A 25202-nucleotide genomic window follows, 5' to 3' on the forward strand; every position below is an offset into this window, starting at 1 on the left:
TTTAAGTGCCCCGGTTTTTTTATAACTCAATATCCGTCGTACTATCCAGGCTGTCGTAATAAATAATGGCCAGGTAACGAATCGGCATTTGCAGAATATTTTCTGGTCGATGTGGTTGCTCAGCATTAAAGGTGAGTGAGTCACCAGGTTCAAGCACATACAACTCATCGCCTACAGTGTATTCCAGCCGGCCTTCCAACATATAAATGAATTCAGTCCCAGGATGTTCAAAGGGGGCGAAGATTTCTCCTTGCTCTTCCAATGTGATCAAAAAGGGTTCAAACAGCTTCTTCGGACCCTGATCATAAGCCAGCAGGTGATAGGTGTGTCCACATTTGGTACCACGCCTGACTACTTCCATGCCTTCGCCATTTTTGACGTATTGCGCGCCGCCTTTTGGTGTGTCGTAGTCATGAAACAGCTTCGACAATGTGACTCCCAAAGCATTGGCCAGATGTTCCAGCTTTTCCAGGCTGGGCGAGGTCAAGCCATTTTCGATTTTACTGAGCATGCCGCGGCTCAGTGCAGCTCGTTCGGCGACTTCGGCAATGGTGAGTCCATTCTCCAGACGTAAATGTCGCAGTGTGTTGCCAAGATGCTTATCCAGCAGTTTTGGCGCGGACTCCATTCCTGTTAATTCATTTTTCTCGTTCACATAGATTTCCTTGTTCGCCACACAGTGCGTTGATCATACACGAAATTTTGTTTTTATCCGCGCTATTTGATTCATATGATGAAACAAAGTTTAACAAATCTATTGACAGCCAAAAACACAAATGCGTAAATAGAGCTAAAGTTTCACTGTGTGAAATAAAGTTTACTTAAAAGGTGTTAGGCGACTCTACTCCCTTGGTAGTAGATGGAATGGCAAAACAGCAAGAGGATTATTCATGCCGTTACGTTTGTTGAAATACGCAATCAGCCGGGAACACCCGGCACCACGCTTTTTCCGTGACTGCGTAGAGCCAAAGAAAACCTATGATGTGGTGATTATCGGCGGTGGTGGACATGGCCTGGCTGCTGCGTATTACCTGGCTAAAGATTACGGCATCACCAATGTAGCGGTATTAGAAAAAGGCTACATCGGCGGCGGTAATACCGGCCGTAATACCACAATTATTCGTTCCAACTATCTGACCCCTGAAGGCGTTAAGTTCTACGATGCCAGCGTCAAGATATATGAAGGTCTGTCGGAAGAGCTGGATCTGAACCTGTTTTATTCCAACCGAGGGCATTTCACCTTAGCCCATACCGAATCTGCGATGCGCACTATGCGCTGGCGGGCGGAAGTCAACAAACATGTTGGCGTGGAAAGTTATGTGGTTGGACCGGATGAGATTTCTAAAGCCTGCCCGCAATTAGATATTTCCTGCAGTGGCCAGGCACCTATCATAGGTGCGCTTTATCATGCACCGGGCTCTGTTGCCAGACATGATGGTGTGGCCTGGGGCTATGCACGTGGAGCCGATCAGTTTGGTGTGGAAATCTTCCAGAATACCGAAGTCACTCGCATTGACGTCAAAGGCGGCAAAGTGTGCGGTGTGCAAACCAATAATGGCTATATCAGTACCAATAAGGTGTTGTCGGCGGTTGCCGGATTTACCCCGCGTATTACGCAGATGGTGGATTTGCAAACGCCTATCGTGATTCATCCATTACAAGCATGTGTCACTGAGCCAATGAAACCCTGGCTCGATACCATTCTGGTCTCTGGCAGCTTGCATGTGTATGTCAGTCAGTCTTCCCGTGGCGAGCTGGTGATGGGGTCTTCGCTGGATCCCTATGAAATGCATTCCACCCGTTCATCACTGGATTTTGTTGAAGGGCTGACCTCACATATCACCGATATGTTTCCGTTTCTCTCCAACGTCAAAGTGGTACGCCAATGGGCCGGTATGGCTGACTTAACGCCGGACTTTGCCCCGATTATGGGTAAAACGCCAATAGAAGGTTTCTATCTGGATGCCGGTTGGGGAACCTGGGGATTCAAAGCCACGCCCATCAGCGGCAAAACCATGGCAGAGACCATCGCCAGGGATATGGCGCCAGATTTAATCAAGTCATTTCGTTTGTCGCGCTTTGAAGACTATGAATTGACCGGTGAAAAAGGTGCCGCTTCCGTCGGCCATTAAACGAGAGTATCGCAATGAAATTACTGCAATGTCCTGTTAATGGAATCAGACCTCTGAGCGAATTCAGCTATGGCGGTGAATTTCGCACCATGCCTGATCCAGATAGTTGCACTGATCAACAGTGGGCAGCCTACGTGCATTACCGCAGTGGCGCGCCCGGTTATAAAAAAGAATGGTGGTATCACATGCCCAGTGGAACCTGGTTTATAGCAGAACGTAACACAATTACCGATAAAGTCAGCCGCACCTATCTGTTGCCTAAAATGGAGGTGGCCGTATGAGCTCAAGATTAATTAATCAGCCGACCGAATGGATTGATCGTGATAAGCCATTCAGTTTCACTTATGAAGGCCAGAAAGTCACCGCGTTTGAAGGTGACACGATCAGTAGTGCACTTTGGGCGAATGGCATCAGAGTACTAGGGCGTAGTTTTAAATATCACCGAGCTCGCGGCATTCTCACGTTGGCAAACCACGACGTCAACGCCTTGATGACCGATGGCCTGGATACCAATATCCGTGCCGATGTGTTACCGGTTCAAGCCGATATGACGTTGACCGCGGTCAATACGACGGGTGGCGTATTGAAGGATAGAAGCCAGTTTATCGATAAAATCTCGCCGTTATTGCCAGTGGGTTTTTATTACAAAGCGTTCCATACACCTCGGCGTTTTTTCCCATTCTGGGAAGACAAGATCCGTAAAGCAGCTGGTCTGGGTGAAGTAAACTTTAATTATCCGCGAATTCCAAAACCCAAACAGCATGCCCATTGTGATGTGTTGATCATTGGAGCAGGTATTTCCGGGTTGTCTGCTGCACTCAGTGTGGCAGAGCAGGGCCTGTCTGTGATTATTGTCGATGAGAATGCCAAAGCCGGTGGCAGCCTGACCTACGATATGGCTGATCAGGCTTCATCACAGTTGGCAGAGCTACTCAATGCCATTGAGCAGCATGACAATATTCGTTTGATAACTAATGCCTATGCAGCGGGTTATTACGCTGATCATCTGGTGCCAATCGTTGAAACTTCAGGTATCACGAAAGTACGTGCCAAAGCGTTGATTGTGGCCAGTGGTGCCTTCGAACAACCGCCGGTGTTTCGTAATAATGATTTACCCGGGGTGATGATGGGGTCGGCGGCTCAGCGGCTGATTTATCGTTATGCCGTCAAGCCTTTTGAAAAAGGTGTAGTGGTAACCGCGAATGATTATGGTTATCGCACAGCATTGGATTTAGTGTCTGCCGGTGTTGATGTGCTGGCGGTTATTGATATGCGCCGTGAAGGCAGTCGCTCGCCACTGATTGACGAGCTGAAAGATAAACAGGTCGCCGTGCATAAAGCCAGCTGTGTCTATGAAGTGATAGCTTCCAAGCACAAGCTGGGCGTCTCCGAAGTGGTGATCTGTGCTTACGACGAGTTGATGGCAGAAGCCGATACCAAAAACAAAATCCGCCTTAAATGTGATGGCGTGGCAATGAGTGCCGGTTGGGCGCCTGCTGCTGCCCTGTTATACCAGGCTGGCACTAAAATGCGCTTTGATAGTGGCTTGCAACAATTTGTGCCAGCCGAGTTACCGGAAGGTGTATTTGCGGCGGGTAAGGTCAATGGTGTTTTTGAACTCAGCCAACGCGCATTGGATGGACAACGTGCTGCAGCTGAAGCGATGAATTATCTGGGTAAATCGGTTGCGACGGTTGAAGTCAAACAGCATCAAGGCACGTCGCCCAGCCATGCCTATCCGGTGGTTAATCACCCAAAAGGCAAGAACTTTGTCGATTTTGATGAAGACATTCAGGTTAAAGACTTTATCAATGCGGCCAAAGAAGGCTTTGACAACATTGAGTTGATGAAACGCTTCACCACCGTTGGTATGGGGCCAAGTCAGGGTAAGCATTCCAATATGAATGCCATTCGTATTCTGGCGAGGATTCGTGATTTACCGGTGGAGAAAATCGGTACCACGACGGCCAGACCCTTTTTTCATCCCACGCCGATAGGTCATTTAGGCGGTCGTGGTTTTCATCCACATCGTTATACCGCGATGCATGAATGGCATATTGAAAATGGTGGCCAAATGACGGCGGCAGGACTGTGGATGCGTCCAGCTTGTTATCTGCCGGAGGGATGTCATCTCACTGCACAGCAGGCAACCCATCAGGAAGCCATGGCGGTTCGAACTAAAGCCGGGATCATTGATAACAGCACTCTGGGCAAGATTGAAGTTTATGGTCCGGATGCCGCGGCGTTTCTTGAGCGGGTTTACACCGGAAAATTCGTCAGGCAGAAAGTTGGCCAATATCGTATTGCCATGTTGCTCGATGAGGCGGGGGTAATGGTCGATGATGGTCTGGCTTGCCGACTGGAAGAAGATCGTTTTTATCTCACCACCAGTACCACCAATTCGGCGATGGTTTATCGCCAACTGCAACGTGAAGCGCAACTCTGCGGTTTATCGGTGTCTTTGGCTAATCTCACCGGTGCCAAGGCCGCGATGACAATTGCTGGCCCGGCAGCTGCCGAGATTATTTCGCAGTTCTCCAGCGTGGATTTAGCTGCAACGGCGTTTCCAACCGGCAGTGTGGTGGAAACACAAATCGCAGATATTGAATGTTTGTTACTGCGTGTGGCCTTTGTGGCTGAACAGGCTTTTGAAATTCATCTGCCAGCTGCCGCCGGTTTATCTGTCTGGAGCCAACTGATGCAGGCGGGTCAGCCGTTTGGTTTGCAAGCCTATGGTACCGACGCCCAGCGTTTATTAAGACTGGAGATGGGACATCATCTGATTGGTCATGACACTGATGGTTTGACCAATCCCTTTGAAGCCCATGCTGAACCGCTGATTGCAATGGATAAAACGTTTTTTACCGGACAGCGCAGTCTGCAGATCATTGCCAAAAAACCGCTTAACAAGACATTGGTTAACTTTGTGTTGGACAGCAATTGTGTCGGTGAACTGCCCAACGAATGCAATCTGGTCATTGATAACGGCGATATTGCAGGCCGCATAACCAGCATCGCGTTCAGCCCCTATTTGCAAAGAGTGATCGGTATCGCCTTTGTACCACCGGAAAAACACCTGCCTGGCAGTCGATTTGACATCCGTAATGATGCCGGGGATTTGATTGCTGCCACCGTGATTCAGTCACCCACTGAACTGGCCAAAAGTGCATAGGAAAGCTTACTGATGAAATCGACCCTTTTAAAAAGCCCAATCGCCTTCGCTCAGTTAAGCCAGGCTCCTCAAATGGAGGTGGTCAATGGCATGCTTACCGCAGTCCGTTTTGCGGATAAAGCCATTGAATCCCAGCGTGCGCATAAACTGGCTATCTGTGATACCAGTGCTTTTCAACGCGTCAGCATAAAAGGATCACAAGCCGCCAATTACCTGCAACAACTCGGGGTAACACTGCCGGAAACGGCCAATCAATGGCAATTGACAGATGAACGTCTGGTCATGCGGCTGGGCAACAGTGAATTTTTAATTGAAGACCAAACCCAAAATGTTAAACCAGCGGTCAGTGAGCTCTCATCTGCAAAGGGCGTTCATAAAGTCAGTCGCAACGATGCGGCTTTCATTCTGACCGGAAATGATATCCACCCATTATTTGCAGAAATTTGTGAAATCGATCTGGTGGCCGAACTGGCAACAGAAAACCACCTGGTCATGACAGTCATTGCAGGGGTGTCAGCAACGTTGCTGAGCCAAACGCTTAATGGAGAGCGCATCTATCGACTCTGGTGTGATGGAACTTACGGACCTTATCTGTGGAAGACCTTGCTGAACATTATTGAACAGGCAGGCGGCGGAGCCGTGGGATTGCATCACTTTTATCCAAAGATTTAACCGATTGCAGATCTCAACATTAAGGAAAGGCTTATGAAATCGTTAGCTGAAGCAAAACAGTTTCTTGAAACCAATAACATCAAATATGTGCTGGCCCAATTCGTCGATATTCACGGCGTTGCCAAAACCAAATCGGTACCGGCCAGCTGTCTGCAGGATGTCGTCGAAAAAGGCGCAGGCTTTGCCGGCTTTGCGGTCTGGGGACTGGGTATGGAACCGCATGGACCGGATTTTCTGGCCCGTGGCGATTTAAGTACGCTATCGATTGTGCCCTGGCAGCCCGGTTACGCACGTATTGTCTGCGATGGTCATGTGAATGGTCAACCTCATCCGTATGACAGCCGGGTCGTGTTAAAAAACCAATTGACCAAGCTGGCGGATAACGGCTGGACCCTGAATTCAGGGCTTGAACCGGAGTTTTCCTTGTTTAACCGGGGACCGGATGGCAGTTTGTTGCCAGTTGATGAAAGTGATTTGCTGGATAAACCTTGCTATGACTATAAAGGCTTGTCGCGTTCACGTAATTTCCTGGAATCGCTGGTGGATTCACTGCAACAGGTCGATTTTGATGTCTATCAAATCGATCATGAGGATGCCAATGGCCAGTTTGAAATTAACTATACCTACAGTGATGCACTGACCTCGGCGGACCGTTTTACCTTTGTGCGGATGGCTGCAGGTGAAATTGCCAATGGCATGGATATGGTCTGCTCGTTTATGCCAAAACCGTTTTCCGATCGGACTGGTAATGGCATGCATTTCCATCTGTCGATTACCGATAAAGATGGCAAAAATCTGTTTAATGATGATAGCGACGTGAATGGCATGGGTCTTTCAAAAATGGCCTATCACTTTATCGGTGGTTTATTGCATCACGCGGATTCTTTGTGTGCGTTTTCTGCGCCGATTGTGAATTCCTACAAACGACTGGTCGTTGGCGGCGCGGCCTCCGGTGCGACCTGGGCGCCAGCCTATATCTGTTATGGCGATAACAACCGCTCGGCGATGGTGCGGATTCCTTATGGACGTCTGGAATTCCGTTTGCCTGATTCCAGCTGTAACCCTTATCTGGTGCATGCCGCGTTGATTGCTGCCGGTATGGATGGGGTGGAACGTGAACTGGATCCGGGTGAGCCTCACAACATCAATTTATACGATTTGAGCCCAGCTGAGCTGGCGGAGAAGGGTATTGGCGTTTTACCGCAAAACCTGAATGAAGCTTTGGATGCTTTGGCTGCCAACAGTGTGCTGCGAGAAAAAATGGGCTCAGAAATCGTCGATGAATTTATCAAAGTAAAACGCATGGAATGGATTGAATATTCACGTCATGTATCTGATTGGGAACGCAAACGCTACGCCGAGTTTTTCTGATCCGTTTATTTAAGCAGTTATTGAAGAGGTAATTATTATGTGTGGAATAGTCGGCCTGTATTTAAAAAACGAGTCACTGGAAAGCCAGTTGGGACAATTGTTTGTGCCCATGCTGATTGCGATGACCGAGCGTGGTCCTGATAGTGCCGGTTTTGCGATTTATGGTGACGAAGTCGCCGATGACTCGGTCAAGTTAACGCTGCGTCATGAAGATGAAAACTATGATTGGGCCGGGCTGGCTAAACGTCTTGAAACCGCTTTTTCGACTAAAGTCGACTGGTTTCAGAACAGTAAGGTCGCGGTATTTAAACTTATAGCAGATGCTGATGATGCTATCGCCTATCTGCATGAAAATGCCCATGACGTCCAGGTGATGAGTGCCGGTAAATCGATTGAGATTCTGAAAGAAGTCGGTCTGCCGGAAAACATTGTTGAGATGTTCAAGCTGAGTCAAATGAAAGGCAGTCACATTATCGGCCATACCCGTATGGCAACAGAATCTGCTGTCACTATGGCCGGTAGCCATCCTTTCTCAACAGGAATGGACTTGTGTCTGGTGCATAACGGTTCGTTATCTAACCACAATCGCCTGCGTGCGGAGTTAAAACGCGAAGGCATTCACTTTGATACTGAGAATGACACCGAAGTCGCGGCTGGCTATATGACCTATCGCCTGCAACAAGGTGACAGTCTGAATCAGGCATTGGAGCATGCTCTGGAAGAGCTGGATGGTTTTTACACTTTCACAATCGGCACGAAAAATGGCTTTGCGGTTTTGCGTGATCCCATCGCCTGCAAACCGGCAGTGATTGCTGAAACCGATGATTACGTCGCCATGGCATCTGAATATCAAGCGCTGACCACTTTACCGGGTATTGAGAATGCCAAGGTATGGGAACCTGAACCTGCGACGATTTATGTCTGGGAACGTGGTGATAAGTGATCGACGAATAGTAAGGGGAACATAATGAAAACAATTGATTTAGCAACACAGACGGTGCGTGACTTAAACCAGGCCTTACACGATCAAGCTAAAGAGTGCACCGAAACCGAATGGGAAGTGTTGAATCCCAAAGGACAGCACAACCTGGCCGTTGGGCTTGATCAAAAGCTCAAAGTCGATATTAAAGGTCATGCCGGTTATTACTGTGGTGGGATGAATAAAGAAGCCGATATCGTGGTTCACGGCAGTGCCGGTCAGGGTGTGGCCGAAAATATGATGTCAGGCAGTGTTCGGGTGAAAGGCAATGCTTCTTCCTCAGCCGGGGCAACTTCTATCGGTGGGCTGCTGGTCATTGAAGGTGATGCCGGTTCACGCTGTGGTATTTCCATGAAAGGGTCGGACATTGTGGTGACCGGGAATGTCGGTCATATGAGCTGCTTTATGGGACAGGCCGGTACGCTGGTGGTGTGTGGTGATGCTGGTGATGCTCTGGGCGATTCGCTATATGAAGTCCACATCTATGTAAAAGGCGAAGTGAAGTCGCTGGGAGCGGATTGTATTGCCAAAGAAATGCGCGACGAGCATATCGAGGAACTGAGCCAATTACTCAAGCGTGCCGGGGTGGATGAAGATCCTCACGCTTTTAAACGTTATGGTTCGGCACGCCAGCTATATAACTTTAAAGTCGATAACGCTGCGGCGTATTAAAGCTGATTTTAAGAGGAATCCATTATGAGTCAAAAAACAAAATACCTTACCGAACTCCGTGAATCAGCAACCTTTGATCGGTCAACTATGGCCGAAATTCGCCGGGCAGCCGATACCGGTATCTACGATATTCGTGGTTGGGGTGCCAAACGCAAGTTACCGCATTTCGATGACTTGTTATTCCTGGGGGCGAGTATGTCGCGTTACCCGCTGGAAGGCTATCGTGAAAAATGTAATACCCAGGTGACATTAGGCACCCGTTTTGCCAAAAAACCGATCGTCATCGAAACGCCGATCACCATTGCCGGCATGAGCTTTGGTGCTTTGTCGGCCAACGCTAAAGAGGCGTTGGGGCGTGGCGCTTCTGCGGTGGGCACATCGACCACCACAGGTGACGGCGGTATGACGCCGGAAGAACGCGGTCAATCGACCAAACTGGTGTATCAATATCTGCCATCACGTTACGGAATGAATCCGGATGATTTACGTAAAGCGGATGCTATTGAAGTGGTGTTAGGGCAGGGCGCTAAACCAGGCGGCGGCGGTATGTTGCTGGGGCAGAAGATCACTGAACGTGTTGCCAAAATGCGTACCTTACCAATGGGCGTAGACCAACGTAGTGCCTGCCGTCATCCAGACTGGACCGGACCCGACGATCTGGCTATCAAAATTCTGGAACTGCGTGAAATCACCGACTGGCAAGTGCCTATTTATATCAAGGTTGGCGCGACCCGCACTTACTATGATGTGAAGCTGGCGGTAAAAGCCGGTGCTGATGTCATCGTCGTCGATGGTATGCAGGGCGGGACAGCAGCCACACAGGAAGTCTTTATCGAACATGTCGGTATTCCGACCATGGCGGCGATTCCTCAAGCGGTTCAGGCGTTGCAGGAAATGGGCATGCACCGCAAAGTGCAACTGATTGTGTCCGGTGGTATTCGTAACGGGGCTGATGTGGCCAAATGCATGGCATTAGGTGCCGATGCCGTGGCGATTGGTACTGCTGCATTAATCGCTTTAGGGTGTAACGATCCTAAATATGATGAAGAGTTCAAAGCGATTGGTTCAGCTGCCGGTTTTTATGATGATTATCATGAAGGCAAAGATCCGGCGGGTATTTCCACTCAGGATCCTGAACTCAGCAAACGTCTGGATCCTGTAGAAGGTGGTCGTCGTTTAGCCAATTATCTGCGAGTGCTGACTATGGAAGCACAAACTCTGGCACGCGCATGCGGTAAAAACGATATGCGTCATCTGGAACCGGAAGATCTGGTGGCGTTGACCGTTGAATCCGCTGCCATGGCAAGGGTTCCATTAGCCGGTACCAACTGGATCCCTGGCGCAACCAATTATTAACAGCGAACGAAGCCGGTTTATCTTCTATTGCCATAACTGTGGCATGAAATAAAGCTTAAACGGGCTCAGAGCTGCACCGAAAAGGGCGGATGCTGCCTTTGATTTGTCGGACCTGAAGAGTTTTTACCCCCCCTCTGTTCAGGTTTAGTGAATTAAAGGCAGTCTCTGCCCCCCCTTTTTATTTCTCAACAAGCCCATTTTTACCTCCAATAAACTTCTGTAAAACAGCTACCTCCTTGGTAGTAATCCCTCTTGAGAATGTTGCCAATACTGACTTTCAGTTAATTTTGTTAACCATCATTAAACAGCAGGATGGAAAGTCAGATGAGCAGAAATTCAATACTCAATGTGCGTCACCGTGAACTGGGTTCAACGCTGGATGGTGAGACCTGGAATGACATGCCGATTCCCTGGTCCTATCACACCGATCCGCATGATGAAGTTGTCGCAGTGCGCACACGGGCAGGGCTCTATGATGTGTCTGGTCTGAATATCGTGAATGTTACAGGACCTGCCGCACTGAAAGTGTTGGATAAGTTGGTCACGATTGATGTGACCAAACTTGAGCCGGGCAGTGCTCGTCTGGCCGGTGAAGTGAATGAAGCCGGTGCCCTGATTGATGACATTATGGTGATTTGCGATGCAAGTGATAAATACCGTTTATCTCATGGTGGCGGCATCACTCAGCAAACCCTGGCCAAGCTGGCAGAAGGGGAAGATGTGCAAGTCGAACAGGATATGGATGTACACATTCTGTCATTACAAGGGCCAAAAGCCATTGAGGTGTTAAACCCTGAACTGGATTTTGATTTGGCCGGACTGGACTATTTCAAACATGTTGAAACCACGCTATTCGGTTGTCAGGTCACCTTGTCACGTGGTGGTTATTCAGGTGAGCAAGGTTATGAAGTGTATTGCGCTTCAGTGGATGCCATTCATCTATGGGACAGCATTCTGGAAAAAGGTCAGCAGTATGGTGTGATCCCGGCTTCTTGGGATTCGTTGGATCTGACCCGCGTTGAGGCGGCTTTATTGTTCTTTCCACATGATATGCCGGAAGGTGATACCACGCCGTGGGAAGTGAATATGGACTGGTGCGTCGATCTCGATAAACCAGGCGACTATATAGGTAAGCAGGCTGTATTGCACTTGAAAGGCCGTGAACGGGTCAAGCAGGTTGGTCTGAGCTGTGATTACAACCAAGCTGTACCAGCCGGGGCAAAAATTCTGATTGATAACAAAGAGGTTGGGGTGATAACCAGTCCGAGTTTTAGTCGTTATTTGATGCAATCCTTAGCTTTGGCACATATCAAGCCAGCTTATTCCCAAATTGGTACCAAAGTGGTGATTGCTGCCGATCAACCGATCAACGCTACCATAGTGAAAACACCCTTCTACGATCCCATGCGTTTACGCACCCATCCTGTTAAGTAAACAAAACATTGATGTGGAGGTTTGAATATGGAAAAAGGCTATTCAATCAAGAGTAAACCCATCTATGGGACATTAGTCTGGCAAGACCATGCGATGCATCATGTGGTGATTGCTGAAGGTGAGGGGGGGAAAGCTTTACTCAAACTGTTTCAACAAAAACTGCCTCGTGAGCCATTATCGGTACTGTATCTCGCAGCCGATCCACAGGCGGAAAAATATGCCACCACGGTACAAAAAATCATCAATGAGCCAGTGACGATCAAAGATTCTCAAGCAGAATTACTGAACGCCCTGAAAGCCACGCTCGACAGTTGTTATATGGGCACCCAGTTTTATGTGGCAGGAACGGAAGGGTTTATCTGGAAAGTGGCGGCCGTGTTACGCGATGCCGGAGTGGATGATAAAAACGTGTTCAAAGAGCTGTGTGGCAGTCTGGGAAGACGCTTGTATTGCGTTCATTGCAAAACCACCAATGAAAATGTTCATCACAATATTCACGTCTGCACTGGCTGTGGTCGTCACCTGATTGTCAGAGAACATTTTTCTCGTCTGATGGGCGCTTACATGGGCTTTATGATTGATGCCGAAGTACCTGGTGAAATTCCAGCAGCAGAGGAAATTTATCCATGAGTCTGTTAAATGTAAAAGTCACTGCGGTGGAACAAATCACCGAACAGGTCAAACAGTTTACTTTTGAGTTAGAAGACGGCGGCAAACTACCGTATTTCTCCGGTGGCAGTCATGTCGTGGTGGCAATGGATATTGATGGACGTATTCACCGGAATGCCTATTCGCTAATGGGCCCAACCAGTGACAATGAGCGTTATACCATTGCGGTACGCAAACAGGAGCAGTCACGCGGTGGATCAGTGTTTATGCATGAACAGGTGAAACCCGGAACGCGACTGCAAATCACGCCGCCAACCAATTTATTTGCCATTAACAAACTGGCCAAAAAACATATTCTGGTGGCCGGTGGTATTGGCATTACCCCGTTTATGTCACAAATCAGTGATTTGAATCGACTGGGTTATCCCTATGAGTTGCACTATGCCTATCGCAGCGCCGATCAGGCGGCATTTCGTGATCAGTTGGAAAAACTCTGTGGCGACAAAGTGCATTTTTATGTCGACGATGAAGGCCGTCGGATGAATTTTACCGAGCTGTTGATACAGCAACCACTGGGCTCGCATATCTATGTCTGTGGTCCCAACACGATGGTAAACAGCCTAGTACTGATGGCCAAGCAAATGGGCTGGCCGGACAATGCGGTACATAGCGAAAAATTCCTGGCTCCGGCGACTGGTGAACCCTTTGTAGTGTCATTGAGTTTGTCAGAAACCGAAGTGATGGTTCCCGGTGAAATGAGCATGCTGGAAGCGTTGGAAGAAGCGGGTATTGATGCACCGTATTTATGTCGTGGCGGGGCATGTGGTCGTTGTGAATTAGAGGTAGTGGACTGCGATGGGGAATTAATCCATCACGATGTCTATTTATCCGATGCGGAAAAAATCAGTGCAAACAAAATCATGCCCTGTGTATCCCGAGCAAATTGCTCGCGCATGGTCGTGAATCTTTGAGGAATACCACTATGAATATGGCATTTAAACAAGAAACCTTACGTGACGACTATACCTTTAGCAATTCACCCGAATCGGTAAGACGTTTTCCTTTCCCATTCGATGAAGACGAGTATATGTACAGCGTCAATATCGAACCGCATGATGCCGGCCCGCCTGGCTCGGTATTTGAGCATGCTATTGATATTGATGAACATTATCTGACTGAATGTGAAGAACGACGGATTGTTCTGGAAGATGATCATGGTCGTTATGTCGCTCTGCCACATATGATGGATGCGCAGTGGGATATGGTCGAGCTGGTGATGACCAATCTGGCGAAAGACTATCCTGAATCGTTTCAGTTAACACAGGATGGCGACAATTGGCATTGGGTGAACCAACCGCTGGGTATTGATCAAAAATTTGTATTTGGTGATACCAGTACATTACCGATGGAGCCGTTTGAGTTTATCAGCCGTCAGGTACAGGGTGACTGGGTGATTATGGACCAGCGTGATGAGGATCTGTTTGCCGATCTGGGTATTGTGACGGGGCAGGCGGACTGGTCAATGGCATTTGATGCCGGAATGTCGTTCAAGGAATGGCATGCTCCGGTACCACATGCACCGGAAATGGGGATTTTTGATCGGGCACTGAAATATCTGCTTCACCTGCAATATGGCAGTCCGGTCAGACGTACTAACTGGCGTATGTGCGTTAATCCACGGCTGGATACATCATCCGAAAAATGGCATTTATGGGGACCAGACAATGTGTCTGTTACTGCCGAAAATGTGGCTGAGAAAGTCTATCTCCGGGTCGAGTTACAGGCTTTATTCAGACTGCCGCGCAGTAATGCGATTGCTTTTAGTATTCGCACCTACATGGTCAGTCTGGAAGATTTGGCAAAGTATCCTCGGTGGATTAAACGGCTGTATCGCGTGTTGACCAGCTTGCATCCAGATTTGGCGGAATACAAAGGTTTAAACAGCTATCTGCCTTATGTGCTGAACTGGTTGAAGCCACAGGATGACGGTGAAGTATTGCCAAAAGGCACGCAGCCTGAATAGTTATTCAGCCTGATTGAGTGATTCAATATGCTGCAATCCCTGTTGCAGTTGCTCAACGCTGCTGGCCTGGATTTCGGTGACCACACCTTCCAGCGCCAGTAGTTCGTTGGCATTGGAGAATACGCCTTTTCCCTGTTCAAATACCCATTTGATTTTGCCTGAACGGGTGACCAGCCGATAAATCAGCTGGAACGATTGCTGGCGAAATAATTGCTGTTGAACATAATCCCAGGCGCGTTGTTTGTCGTCGGGATGCATCAGATTCATATAACCGTGCGGCTGTGAGTTAACGACTTCGTATGGCTGATACTCGATTAATTCATGACAACCACTACTGACGTATTCGAGGCTCCAGAAACGGTCATTTTTACAACGATATACCATGACCGAAATAGTATTCATGATCATATCGGTGGTGGATCTGGCATTGGCACGCAAGGCGGCTTCGGTTTGTTTTTGCCGGCTTATATCCGTCAATGTACCGAGAATACTGCTGTGTTCGCCGCGTAGTAATGACGTGGTATTGGCGCGCAAATCTACCCATTGCAATAAGCCGTTTTTGGTCAGCATACGAATATTTAACTGGGTACGCTGACGTTTGCCATCGGCTAAACCGTTGAGACGGGCTTGAGCCAAAGCTTGATCTTCAGGGTGGATGAAGTCGATCAGTGATTTATTCAGAGATTCTTCAATGGTGTAATCGAGTAGCTTGAGCCAGAAAGGGGTTAACAGTATTAATTGCAGTTCGGTATTTAAATGAAAAATAGTCTGCTCTATGCGTTCCAGCAATAAGGTCGCTGGGTGCTGTTCACTGACACTATTGATGGCCTCGTGAAAATCATCTGGAGAGATTTGCAATTGTTGAACTAACGGATGTCCGACAAGCTGCAGCGAGGTTATTGTAAGTTCGACCGGTAAGGTGCTGCCATCGAAACAGAGTAGTCTGATATTACTGACCGGCAAGGCGTCATTGCTATCATCGTTTAATATACGGTTCAATTGCGCATGATGGGATGGGTGAATCAGATTGTTAAGAGGCATATCGACCACCAGGTCCTGCATATCTGCCATGCCAACCAGTTGTAAAAACGCCGGATTAGCGTATTTCAGGGTAAAACCATCAACAATGGCCGCCGGGCTGGTGATGGTGGGGGGCAAATAAGCTGACCATTGTGGAGAGACAGCACTTGAGGCAGTGGCTTTTTGGCGGATGTGCTTGCCAAAAAACGGTTGAATACTGTTTATTAATACCATCAGACAGAGCAGGAATGTAGCACTGAATATAATGAGAAAAGTTGAATCCATGATAAAACTGCTCTGCCAGACAATCAGCAACAGTAATAATGCACTGAGGCAACCAAAACCGATGAAAATCATCATCAACGTCAAGTTGTGTGGCTTAGCGATTCGATCTTTCATAATAGTGTCTCATTAAAGCATGTTGCGACATAACTTCTATTTCCAACGTTTCTGCCAGCTCTGGTCACAACGATCGTTATATCAGCGTTGGATAATTCTGTTGAGTGGAATGTTGCTTAGCTGCTGGTTCATTCTGATGTTATCGGTGGTTCAAGTCACCAGCTTAAAAAATAATCAGCTCATGCTTGAGCAAATTCAGCAAAAAGAGAGTGATGAAGAGACCGCGGCGTTGCTGGACTCTTATGAGTTACCAACATTACAGGAAAATGAAGACTTATGGGATCATCAGACGCAACAAAGATATCCAGATATTCGTGAGTTGATTAGCACGATCCAGCAGCAAAATGTCCAACATGGGCATTGGTTGATGAGCATGCAGGTAATCTTGTTTAGCGTATTTATCTTTTTGACTGCATGTTTGATAAACAGTTTGCGCCAGCTGTTTATGAACCGGCTGCCGGCTTTGCTCCCTATGACTTTGCCAGATAATGGACTATCCACTGCAGATGAGTTCAGCCATTTGGAAAACACCATTCAACAATTACATAAACAACAACGCGTTTACCATTCGGATATGGCCTGGGCGCGACGGACCGGCACCCAATTAAAACGACTGATGACGGCTCAGGCTTTTTTAGCGGAATGGGTCAATCAGATACAGCAGGAGATTCCCAATGAAGCCAGCCAAATGCGCATGCTTTACTCATTGGAACGTGCCTTGGATCTGCAAAATGTCGCGCTGATCATGACCGAAACCACGGTAGTTAAAACGGAAGAGGTGTTATTCTCACATCATGCCCCGGTCACACTTGGTGAGGAACATCTTGAAACGTTGCTGGCGGGCGGCATGTTTAGTGGAGAAGTGACGAACCAGGAAAATGAAATGGTAAATATCACAGCGCTGGGATTTGCCTTACAACATGACAAGCTGGGTATTTTTCTGGTGGAAATGCCGGTTTCCAGATTACTGGATGCGGCTGAAATAACTTTGCTGGAAACCTTAACCGGTTTGTTAGCTATCAGTTATCGTTATCAGAATTACGATGCTGAGGGCCGTCGGCTGGCAATTCTGGAAGAGCGTGCTGCCATAGCACGCGAGTTACATGACTCATTGGCTCAATCACTTTCTTTTATGAAAATTCAGGTTTCACGCCTGCAATCTACTGATGATCAACAAAAACAGGCAGCTGTTATCAAAGAACTGCGGGAAGGTTTGGATAATGCCTATCGCGAATTACGCGAACTATTGTCGACCTTTCGTGCGCATATGGACCTACGTGGCCTGGGTTATGCAATACAAGCAACGATTGATGAATTTATTCAGCGCTCATCACTACAGATAAAACTGGATAATCGACTGGTAAACTGCCGTCTGACGGTGAATGAAGAGTTTCATGTGTTGCACGTATTAAGAGAAGCGCTTTCTAATATCGTGCGTCATGCTGGTGCAGACAATGTCAGTATTTTGCTCACATTGCGAGACAACGGAGAGATTGAACTGACGTTGGACGATGATGGAGTTGGCTTCAGCTCTGGAGAATCGACATATGACCATCATGGTCAGACGATTATGAAAGAACGCGCCCAAAACCTGGGGGGCAGGATTGAAGTGATGAGCCGACGCTGGGGTGGCACGCGAGTACAACTGTTATTTAAACCTAAACTGGCACAATAATCTGATGGAAGATAAGCATATCTCTACAATTCGTGTTTTGTTGATTGACGATCATCCGCTGTTCCGCAAAGGTGTAGGGCAGATGATTTCTGACGATCCAGGTTTTGAAGTTGTGGGCGAGGCCGATTCCGGTGAGCAGGGCATTGCCATGGCGCATCAATTATTACCCGATGTAATCTTGCTCGATTTGCATATGAAAGGCATGGATGGTTTGGAAACACTGCGCCGGCTCAAAGCCTCAGAGATACAGGCCAGTTGTGTCATGTTGACTGTCTCGGATGCGGAGGAGGACCTGCTGGAGGCGCTTCGGGCCGGTGCGGATGGCTATCTGCTTAAGGATATGGAGCCCGAACAATTACGGGAAAGCCTGCTTAAAGCGACCAAAGGGGTCACGATCATTCAAGACCGATTGACCGACATTTTGACTCGGGCGGCCTTATTTCCAGAGAGCAAAAATACACCCGATACGGCTATTTTGACCGAGCGTGAAAACCAGATTCTCGATTGCATCGCTGCAGGTATGAATAATAAAACCATTGCCCGTGAGTTGGGTATTACCGATTCCACGGTAAAAGTGCATATTAAAAACCTTCTGCGAAAACTTAACCTCACCAGCCGGCTGGAAGCTGCGGTTTGGAAATTTCAGCGAAATAATTCTCACTAAATCTTTCAGCAAACACTCTGCTCTTTAACCGCACGGTAGCTCACCTTTTGCTATCTGATTCCTTTTTTGTTGTTTAAATGAACTATATCGGTGCATTTGATCCGAGAAAGTGCAGCAATCAACATAAATTTAACCTGCTTCTCAGTTTGAAAATTTTAACCTACTGTTTTCATTAGGTTAATTCTCTTGGCACAGAAATTTCATTGTTTCGCCGGGGTAAAAAATATTTCATTGGAATTAACAGGAGCGAGAAATGAAGATGATTACGGCGATTATTCGCCCACATGCTCTCGAGCTGGTGCGAGAAGCCATTCATGAGATCGGCGTGGCTGGTCTCACCGTGACCGAGGTAAAAGGCTATGGCCGGCAAAAAGGTCACAGCGAAATCTATCGGGGTGCTGAATATACCGTCAATTTTCAACCCAAAATCAAACTGGAATTAGTGGTGGGTGATGACGATGTTGAAAAGACGATCAATGTCATTTCGACCACGGCCAATACGGGCAAGATTGGCGATGGCAAAATTTTCGTTTCACCACTGGAATCAATCGTTCGTATCAGAACGGGTGAGACTGGCGAAGACGCAATTTAAAGGAGAGCAGAATGGATACGCTTGCAATAGAAGTCAGTTATGCGCTCGACACATTCTATTTTCTGATGTGTACAGCGATTGTTATGTTAATGGCAGCAGGGTTTGCCATGTTGGAATCGGGTTTGGTACGGAGTAAAAATACCGTCGAAATCCTTAATAAAAATGTGTTGTTATATGGTATCGCCTGTCTGGTGTATTTTGTAGTGGGTTACAACATTATGTACCCGGCAGATCCCATCAACTCCTGGATTCCGGGCATTGATTTCTTCCTCGGTGAAGACAACAGTGTTGAATCGGTCTTAGCGGGTGGTGACGGTGCGCCATATTACTCGGCGATGGCTGATTTTATCTTTCAGGCCGTATTTGCGGCAGCAACCATGTCAATTGTTTCAGGTGCCGTAGCAGAACGTATGCGTTTGTGGCCTTTTCTGGTGTTTGCCGTATTTATGGTCGGCTTTATCTATCCGGTAGAAGGTTACTGGAAATGGGGTGGTGGCTTCCTGGATCAACTGGGCTTCCAGGATTTTGCCGGTTCAGTCGTCGTACATCTGGCCGGTGCAGCCGCTGCATTAGCAGCCGTTATCATTATCGGGCCGCGTAAAGGCAAATACGGCAAAAACGGTGAAGTACACGCGATTCCAGGTGCCAACTTACCGATGGCCACATTAGGTATGTTTATTCTGTGGTTTGGCTGGTTCGGCTTTAATGGTGGTTCTGAATTAAAAATCGCCAACATTGAAGAAGCGAACGCGGTTGCCAAAATCTTTGTGAACACCAATATGGCGGCAGCTGCAGGTATGGTAGCAGCTTCATTGCTGGCAAGATTCCTGTTCGGCAAAACCGACTTAACCATGACCATCAGTGGTGCTTTGGCTGGTCTGGTAGCGATTACTGCCGAACCGCTGATGCCAAGTCCCGGTCTGGCACTGATTGTCGGTGCGGTAGGTGGTATCGTGTTGGTGTTCTCAGTTCTTTTTCTGGATAAAATGCAGCTTGATGATCCTGTTGGCGCTATTTCAGTTCATGGTTCAGCCGGGATCTGGGGCATCTTCGCGGTGCTGTTCAGTAATCCCGATGCCACTTTTGCCGGACAGCTGATCGGTACAGTGGTGACCTTTGCCTGGATGTTTATTGCTTCATACATCGTACTGACGATTATCAATAAATTTGCCAAGCTACGGGTGGATGAAGAGGAAGAAATGGAAGGTATGGATATCAGTGAATGTGGTATGTCTGCCTATCCCGAGTTTACCTCAGATAAATAACGGGACTTTCAATTGGTCAAACAAAAACGCCGGCTTGTCAGCCGGCGTTTTTTATTACATTAATTCCCTCAATTGCATATTTTTTGAATGGAATTCGAGATTGAAAAATGCAGTACCGGATGTCACTATTGGCACAAAAGGATTCGGTTCTTTAGAAGATGATTTGAAGCCAGGCAATACCACGACAAGCGGGTGAGATTTCCGCTTATGGTAGATTAGTCCCCAATCAGTGAATTAACAGAATTTATTGGCCTTAGTACTGGCTGAGTGGAATTATCAGCAGTCTTTGAAAGGAAGATTTTCAAGCCACATTTCACCAAATGCCATTCAAGCGTACGATAAATATAAACTATTTCAGGACTGTCATTCCTCATGCAGTCTGATGCCGAAGACACTTTCTCAGTGAAAAAAGCTTCGCTAATTCCCATCGCAGTATATGAGAGTCGATATGAGTAAAAAGACAGATCAGGATATGGTTGTAGATTTTACGCCATTAGAAAAAATCGAAGCGCTCTATACCGATTTGACCGCCTGGTATGGTGATGCGGAGCAAAAAGAGCTACGGGTTGCAGCAAAATTATTGATGGTGTCACTGGAAAAGTTTTCACTTTATGGAGGCGCTGATTGGCATAATCTGGTGGCCGAATATATGGATATTCTCAAAAATGACCCGGAACAGTTTCAAAAAATTCTGCAATCCAATCGTGGTGAATTAAGAGATAAAAATACTACTGGCGGTTATCACTGAGTTAACGCAATAAAAACCGTCTCTTGCTTTGTTCATTTTTGAGCAGTTTGGCAAATTTACGGGTCTGTTTGGGCAGGTAAATAAAGTCATCGACCAGCGATCTTTTACGCCGTTTTTTAGTCAGCTCGGCCGGTTCAAAAAAATGTTTTGCATTTTCATAAGATAAAACAAAAGGTGAATAACCCTCCCGCATCAGCATATAGCTCATTATCAATGAACCCGTGCGGTGATTTCCTTCTAAGAACAGTTGGGGCTGACTAAGAATGTTAGTGAATAAGCCGGCACTGCGTTTCCAGATATTGGTGTTTTGATTTAATGCCAGCCAGTCCATTAATTGACCAGTCCCGCCATCCCTGACGTCATAGAAATGGGCCTGCGTGGCTTCAAACTGGGAGTGTTTTTCGATAGCTGAATTGGTTGAATGTTGATAGAGCACGATATAGTTGAGTTCGAGCAGCAAACCCGAATTACCATAGGCAAATAAATCGGTGCCATTGAGCAAATGCTCGTCAATTTTGGTATAACCCGCAACCAGATTATCGATCACCGTATCACTTGGCGGTGTGCGTTTCACCTTGAGCGAGGCATTAATTTTTTTAAAATTATGCTGTGTATCAATCAGGCACGATCTGATGGCTTCAATATCAAGCCTTGCAATATTGTCCATCAAATCAAGCCTGATCGTTCATCATATAGTTCAGCAAAAATCCGTTATCCGTGAAAATAGCGATCAGCCAGAATTAACTGAACTCGCCCCGGACATATTGTTTGGTGAGTAACTGTTGTGGATCTTCAAAAATTTTCTTTGTGTCATCCATTTCCACCAGATAGCCGGTACGTCCACCATTAGAAATGTCCACCCCGAGGAAAGCTGTAACATCGGCTACGCGAGTAGCTTGTTGCATGTTATGCGTGACCAGCGCCACACTGTAATGTTGCTTTAACTCCACCATCAGTTCTTCAATTTGACGTGTGGCAATTGGATCCAAAGCAGAGCAGGGTTCATCCATCAACAAGACATCAGGCTCAGTGGCGATTGCTCTGGCAATACAAAGACGCTGCTGCTGACCCCCTGATAATGAAAGACCACTGTTTTTGAGTTTATCTTTCACATCGTTCCAAATGGCGGCTCTTTTCAGGGCTTTAACGACCATTTCTTCTTCGTCACCTTTGAAACCATTGAGTCGCAAACCAAAGGCTACGTTGTCATAGATACTCATCGAGAAGGGATTGGGAAGCTGGAAAACCATACCGATATACCGTCTCACAATAACCGCATCCACCTTTTTACTGTAGATATCGTGATTATGGTACTGAATGTGTCCTTCAAAACGGAAAGACTCAATCAGATCGTTCATTCGGTTCATGCTTCTGAGAACAGTACTCTTACCGCAGCCAGAAGGACCGATAAAACCGGTAACTTTGTTTTTTTCAATCGGGATAGTTGTGTCTCTAACCGCTCTGAAATCCCCGTAGTAAATATTTTTGACGTGGCAGTCTAAAACTACAGGACCTTTCGGCTCATATTTTTTGGCAATAAACTCACCCATTTCAGATTGCATATTCATAATATTCCTCGATTATTCTCTAAATTTCGTTCTGCCAACGACACGTGCCATGATATTGAAAAAAAGTACCAGCATGACCAGTACCAGAGAAGCTGTCCAAGCCAGTTCAATCTGATTCTCAAAAGGCATACCGGAAAAGTTATAAATCAGGATAGATAAGGATGCGGTTGGCTCAGCCAGTTCAGACATGTAGTAATTACTGAATAGCGCGGTGAACAACAAGGGGGCTGATTCACCTGCGGCACCCGCTACCGCCAGAATGACACCGGTCATAATTCCGGGCAAAGCGGTGGGTAACACGACTTTAAAGATGACCTGTGTACGGGTGCACCCCATACCAAAGGCTGCATCTTTCATCTTTTGTGGTACCTGTTTCATCGCTTCTTCAGCCGCCAGTGTGACTGTCGGTAGCATTAATACCGCTAAGGCAACACCACCAGCCCAGGCAGAGTAAGTGCCTGTGGTGATAACGATTACAGCGTAGACAAATACACCGGCCAGAATCGACGGAAATCCCGTCAGCACTTTGGCTAAAAATCTGGAGGTCGTTGCGATTTTGCTGTTGGGGTTGAGAATAGACAAGTACAAAGCTGCCATGATGCCAATGGGAATGCTTAACGCCGAGGCGATCCCCACCATAGTCAGCGTACCAAGGATGGCATTACCAAACCCGCCACCCGTTTCAAAACCTGCTGGTGGAAGCGCTGTGACAGCTTCTAAATCCAGTCGAGAACCACCCTCGACAATTAACATGTAAATAACAGAAATCAGTGGAACGCTGGCTAAAATAGCCAATCCCCAAACTAACCCGGTTAAGAAAAAGTTTTTTAATGCACGAAGTTCAAACACATTTTTTTCAAGGCCAGGTAACTCTAATCTGGGAGGAAGCACCTGAACCTGTTCGTTAGTTTGGTTCATTTTTTACCCTCAAATTTACGCATGGTGTATTGCTGAACAGCCAGACCGGCGACATTCACGATGAAGGTAATGACCAGTAGTACCAGCGAAGCATACATCAATGCTTGAATTTCAATTTGGCCGGCTTCGGGGAATGTTGAAGCCAGTAATGAAGCAAGTGTATTGGCCGGGGCAAACAGTGAAATACTGATGTCATTCATATTACCAATCAACATAGCCAGAGCCATGGTTTCCCCAAGGGCACGACCAAAGCCCAACACTAAACCGGCAAGAATGCCAGACGATGCGGTGGGCAGCATAACCTTAAGAATCACTTCCCATTTGGTTGCTCCCATACCATAAGCGGCTTCTTTCACTTTATATGGAATTCGACGAAAAGCGTCGGCTGATATTGCCGCTACAGTAGGAAGAATCATAATGGCCAGCACTAAAGCAGCAGGGGCTAAGCCAGGACCACTCAATTCGGTGCTGAATAATGGAAACCATCCCAGATTTTCATGTAGCCAGAGGGCGACAGGACGGAGCAATGGAATCAGTACGTAAATACCCCACAAGCCGTAAACAACGGAGGGGATAGCGGCTAACAGTTCAATAATAGTTCTGAAAATGACTTCAATTTTGGCGTGCACAAACCCTTGTGTCAGGAAGATCGCGATAGCTACTCCTAAAACGCCCCCAATGAGCAGTGCCAGCAGAGAACTGTAAAGTGTTCCCCAGATTTCTGGTAAAACACCAAATTCACCTTTGTTGGTATCCCAGGTTGTACCGGTGATAAACCCCAGGCCATGGGCTTTGATAGCAGGAAGCGCCTGAGAGCCAAGTTCGAAAACGATATAGGCCACTAACAGAATAATTGATAGGGCGCAGAAATAAGCAAAAGACCGAAATATAGAATCTTTTAAATAATCACTGGGAGTAGGCGCTGCAGAGAGGGTTTTGCCACTCGCTGCATCTTTAAAAGGATTGTGAACCATTCGTGCTCCTATCAAGTGAGAATATGGTCGTAAGCTGATCCAACTTCATATTTAGCGGTACCTGAACAGATAAATGCTGCAAGTGTTCAAAACACTTGCAGCATCATTTCTATCTGATAACCAACGGGGTTACTGAATCATTTGTGCTGCGTTACGAACTTTTTCAATAACATTTTCAGGCAATGGGATATAACCCATTTCCTCAGCTGACTCCTGGCCTGTTGTTACCATATATTCAATCAAGTCACGTAATGCTTTTGCCTTGTCGTCTTCTTGTTCTTTGTAGACCAACAACCAAGTAAACGTTGCGATAGGGTAGGCATTTTCACCAGCAGGATCTGTTGCCCAAGCACGTAAATCTGGCACATCACCACCTGGCAGGTTATTCTCCGGGAATGGCGTACTCGCTAAAGCGGCTGCACCGGTTTCGCCACCTGCTTTAACAAAGCTGCCTTTTTGGTTTTCCAGGATAGCCGTAGGCATTTTGGTTAATTTGGCAAAACCGTATTCAATGTAGCCAATTGCACCAGGTGTTTGTTTAATGGTCGCGGTAACACCATCATTTTTAGGTGCTTTAACGATTGTGCCTGCACTCGGCCAGTTAGGTGCTTTGGAGCCACCAACGGTTTCTTTGAAGTTGTCACTGATTGCTGCCAGGTGGTGTGTGAACACATAGCTGGTACCACTTGAATCAGAACGAACAACGACAGTAATCTTTTGATCCGGAAGTTTCACACCTGGATTAGCGGCCTGAATTTTAGGGTCGTTCCAGTTAGTAATGTTGCCCAAAAAGATTTCCGGGTAAACATCACGAGGTAATTTCAGTTCTGTTACGCCATCGAGGTTATAAGAGATAACAATCTCACCAGGGTTCTACCCCGTTTCTACGGACGGTTTAAAAACGGTTGAAAACGTCATATCGCTTCTTGCGACTCGTCTTCTCATGCGAGGATTATGGA

The 25202-nt window shown here is 47.0% G+C and carries 24 protein-coding genes; 17 read left to right on the forward strand and 7 right to left on the reverse strand.

The genetic code is table 11. The annotated features are described in order from the left end of the window. Positions 1-19: 19 nt before the first annotated feature. Entirely contained in the window at positions 20-655 is a 636-nt protein-coding gene (locus tag LGT40_RS06895; RefSeq protein ID WP_226073720.1) for a helix-turn-helix domain-containing protein, read from the reverse strand. Between the two features lie 235 nt (positions 656-890). On the opposite strand from LGT40_RS06895, the gene LGT40_RS06900 reads away from it, so the two are divergent. The 12 genes from LGT40_RS06900 to LGT40_RS06955 all read left to right on the forward strand — a co-directional run bounded on the left by LGT40_RS06900 (position 891) and on the right by LGT40_RS06955 (position 14420). Continuing rightward, positions 891-2132, forward strand: coding sequence for an FAD-dependent oxidoreductase (locus LGT40_RS06900; RefSeq protein WP_226073719.1), 1242 nt, complete (start codon positions 891-893; stop codon positions 2130-2132). A 14-nt stretch (positions 2133-2146) separates the two neighbouring features. Then, positions 2147-2413, forward strand: coding sequence for a sarcosine oxidase subunit delta (locus LGT40_RS06905; RefSeq protein WP_226073717.1), 267 nt, complete (start codon positions 2147-2149; stop codon positions 2411-2413). After that, entirely contained in the window at positions 2410-5304 is a 2895-nt protein-coding gene (locus tag LGT40_RS06910; RefSeq protein ID WP_226073714.1) for an FAD-dependent oxidoreductase, read from the forward strand. The genes LGT40_RS06905 and LGT40_RS06910 overlap by 4 nt, the downstream gene beginning before the upstream one ends. A 12-nt stretch (positions 5305-5316) precedes the next feature. Next, on the forward strand, positions 5317-5976 hold the full coding sequence (locus tag LGT40_RS06915; protein WP_226073712.1) for a sarcosine oxidase subunit gamma: 660 nt from the start codon (positions 5317-5319) through the stop codon (positions 5974-5976). Positions 5977-6009: 33 nt separating this feature from the next. Then, entirely contained in the window at positions 6010-7347 is a 1338-nt protein-coding gene (gene glnT, locus LGT40_RS06920) for a type III glutamate--ammonia ligase (RefSeq protein WP_226073710.1), read from the forward strand. A 37-nt stretch (positions 7348-7384) separates the two neighbouring features. After that, positions 7385-8290, forward strand: a complete 906-nt coding sequence (locus LGT40_RS06925; RefSeq protein WP_226073708.1) for a class II glutamine amidotransferase — start codon at positions 7385-7387, stop codon at positions 8288-8290. 24 nt (positions 8291-8314) lie between these two features. Continuing rightward, positions 8315-8998, forward strand: a complete 684-nt coding sequence (locus LGT40_RS06930; RefSeq protein ID WP_226073706.1) for a GltB/FmdC/FwdC-like GXGXG domain-containing protein — start codon at positions 8315-8317, stop codon at positions 8996-8998. A gap of 24 nt (positions 8999-9022) precedes the next feature. Then, positions 9023-10354 carry an FMN-binding glutamate synthase family protein gene (locus tag LGT40_RS06935; protein ID WP_226073704.1) on the forward strand — a complete coding sequence of 444 codons (1332 nt, stop codon included), beginning with the start codon at positions 9023-9025 and terminating at the stop codon, positions 10352-10354. A 324-nt stretch (positions 10355-10678) separates the two neighbouring features. Continuing rightward, positions 10679-11788: an aminomethyl transferase family protein gene (locus LGT40_RS06940; protein ID WP_226073703.1), complete on the forward strand. Its 1110-nt coding sequence runs from the start codon at positions 10679-10681 to the stop codon at positions 11786-11788. Between the two features lie 27 nt (positions 11789-11815). After that, complete coding sequence (locus tag LGT40_RS06945; RefSeq protein ID WP_226073701.1) at positions 11816-12418, forward strand: dimethylamine monooxygenase subunit DmmA family protein; 603 nt, start codon at positions 11816-11818, stop codon at positions 12416-12418. Then, positions 12415-13368, forward strand: coding sequence for a PDR/VanB family oxidoreductase (locus tag LGT40_RS06950; RefSeq protein WP_226073699.1), 954 nt, complete (start codon positions 12415-12417; stop codon positions 13366-13368). The genes LGT40_RS06945 and LGT40_RS06950 overlap by 4 nt, the downstream gene beginning before the upstream one ends. 11 nt (positions 13369-13379) lie before the next feature. Further along, a complete protein-coding gene (locus LGT40_RS06955) occupies positions 13380-14420 on the forward strand; it encodes a heme-dependent oxidative N-demethylase family protein (RefSeq protein ID WP_226073690.1) in 1041 nt (346 codons plus the stop codon). On the opposite strand, the gene LGT40_RS06960 is transcribed toward LGT40_RS06955, so the two are convergent. Continuing rightward, positions 14421-15839, reverse strand: coding sequence for a PAS domain-containing protein (locus tag LGT40_RS06960; RefSeq protein ID WP_226073688.1), 1419 nt, complete (start codon positions 15837-15839; stop codon positions 14421-14423). 136 nt (positions 15840-15975) lie between these two features. On the opposite strand from LGT40_RS06960, the gene LGT40_RS06965 reads away from it, so the two are divergent. The 5 genes from LGT40_RS06965 (at position 15976) to LGT40_RS06985 (ending at position 20783) form a co-directional block, all read left to right on the forward strand. Continuing rightward, positions 15976-17514 (forward strand): histidine kinase, encoded by a 1539-nt coding sequence (locus LGT40_RS06965; RefSeq protein ID WP_226343180.1) that lies wholly within the window; start codon positions 15976-15978, stop codon positions 17512-17514. 4 nt (positions 17515-17518) lie between these two features. Then, on the forward strand, positions 17519-18178 hold the full coding sequence (narL, locus tag LGT40_RS06970) for a two-component system response regulator NarL (RefSeq protein WP_226073685.1): 660 nt from the start codon (positions 17519-17521) through the stop codon (positions 18176-18178). A 253-nt stretch (positions 18179-18431) separates the two neighbouring features. Next, positions 18432-18770, forward strand: coding sequence for a P-II family nitrogen regulator (locus tag LGT40_RS06975; protein WP_226073683.1), 339 nt, complete (start codon positions 18432-18434; stop codon positions 18768-18770). An 11-nt stretch (positions 18771-18781) separates the two neighbouring features. Next, positions 18782-20035, forward strand: coding sequence for an ammonium transporter (amt, locus tag LGT40_RS06980; protein WP_226073681.1), 1254 nt, complete (start codon positions 18782-18784; stop codon positions 20033-20035). Between the two features lie 448 nt (positions 20036-20483). Continuing rightward, positions 20484-20783, forward strand: coding sequence for a hypothetical protein (locus LGT40_RS06985; protein ID WP_226073679.1), 300 nt, complete (start codon positions 20484-20486; stop codon positions 20781-20783). Position 20784: 1 nt separating this feature from the next. Here the strand turns inward: LGT40_RS06985 and LGT40_RS06990 are convergent, their stop codons facing one another. The 5 genes from LGT40_RS06990 to pstS form a co-directional block, all read right to left on the reverse strand. Beyond that, positions 20785-21450 (reverse strand): hypothetical protein, encoded by a 666-nt coding sequence (locus tag LGT40_RS06990; RefSeq protein ID WP_226073677.1) that lies wholly within the window; start codon positions 21448-21450, stop codon positions 20785-20787. A 73-nt stretch (positions 21451-21523) separates the two neighbouring features. Beyond that, positions 21524-22351 (reverse strand): phosphate ABC transporter ATP-binding protein PstB, encoded by an 828-nt coding sequence (gene pstB / locus LGT40_RS06995; RefSeq protein ID WP_226073675.1) that lies wholly within the window; start codon positions 22349-22351, stop codon positions 21524-21526. A gap of 12 nt (positions 22352-22363) precedes the next feature. Next, the gene (pstA, locus tag LGT40_RS07000; RefSeq protein WP_226073673.1) at positions 22364-23269 is read right to left on the reverse strand and encodes a phosphate ABC transporter permease PstA; all 906 of its coding nucleotides are present in this window, start codon (positions 23267-23269) and stop codon (positions 22364-22366) included. Next, the gene (gene pstC / locus LGT40_RS07005; protein ID WP_226073671.1) at positions 23266-24243 is read right to left on the reverse strand and encodes a phosphate ABC transporter permease subunit PstC; all 978 of its coding nucleotides are present in this window, start codon (positions 24241-24243) and stop codon (positions 23266-23268) included. The genes pstA and pstC overlap by 4 nt, the downstream gene beginning before the upstream one ends. Before the next feature lie 129 nt (positions 24244-24372). Further along, the gene (gene pstS, locus LGT40_RS07010) at positions 24373-25104 is read right to left on the reverse strand and encodes a phosphate ABC transporter substrate-binding protein PstS (protein ID WP_226343181.1); all 732 of its coding nucleotides are present in this window, start codon (positions 25102-25104) and stop codon (positions 24373-24375) included. Positions 25105-25202: the final 98 nt, after the last annotated feature.

Source organism: Methylophaga pinxianii, from assembly GCF_020447225.1.
GTDB classification, from domain to species: domain Bacteria; phylum Pseudomonadota; class Gammaproteobacteria; order Nitrosococcales; family Methylophagaceae; genus Methylophaga; species Methylophaga pinxianii.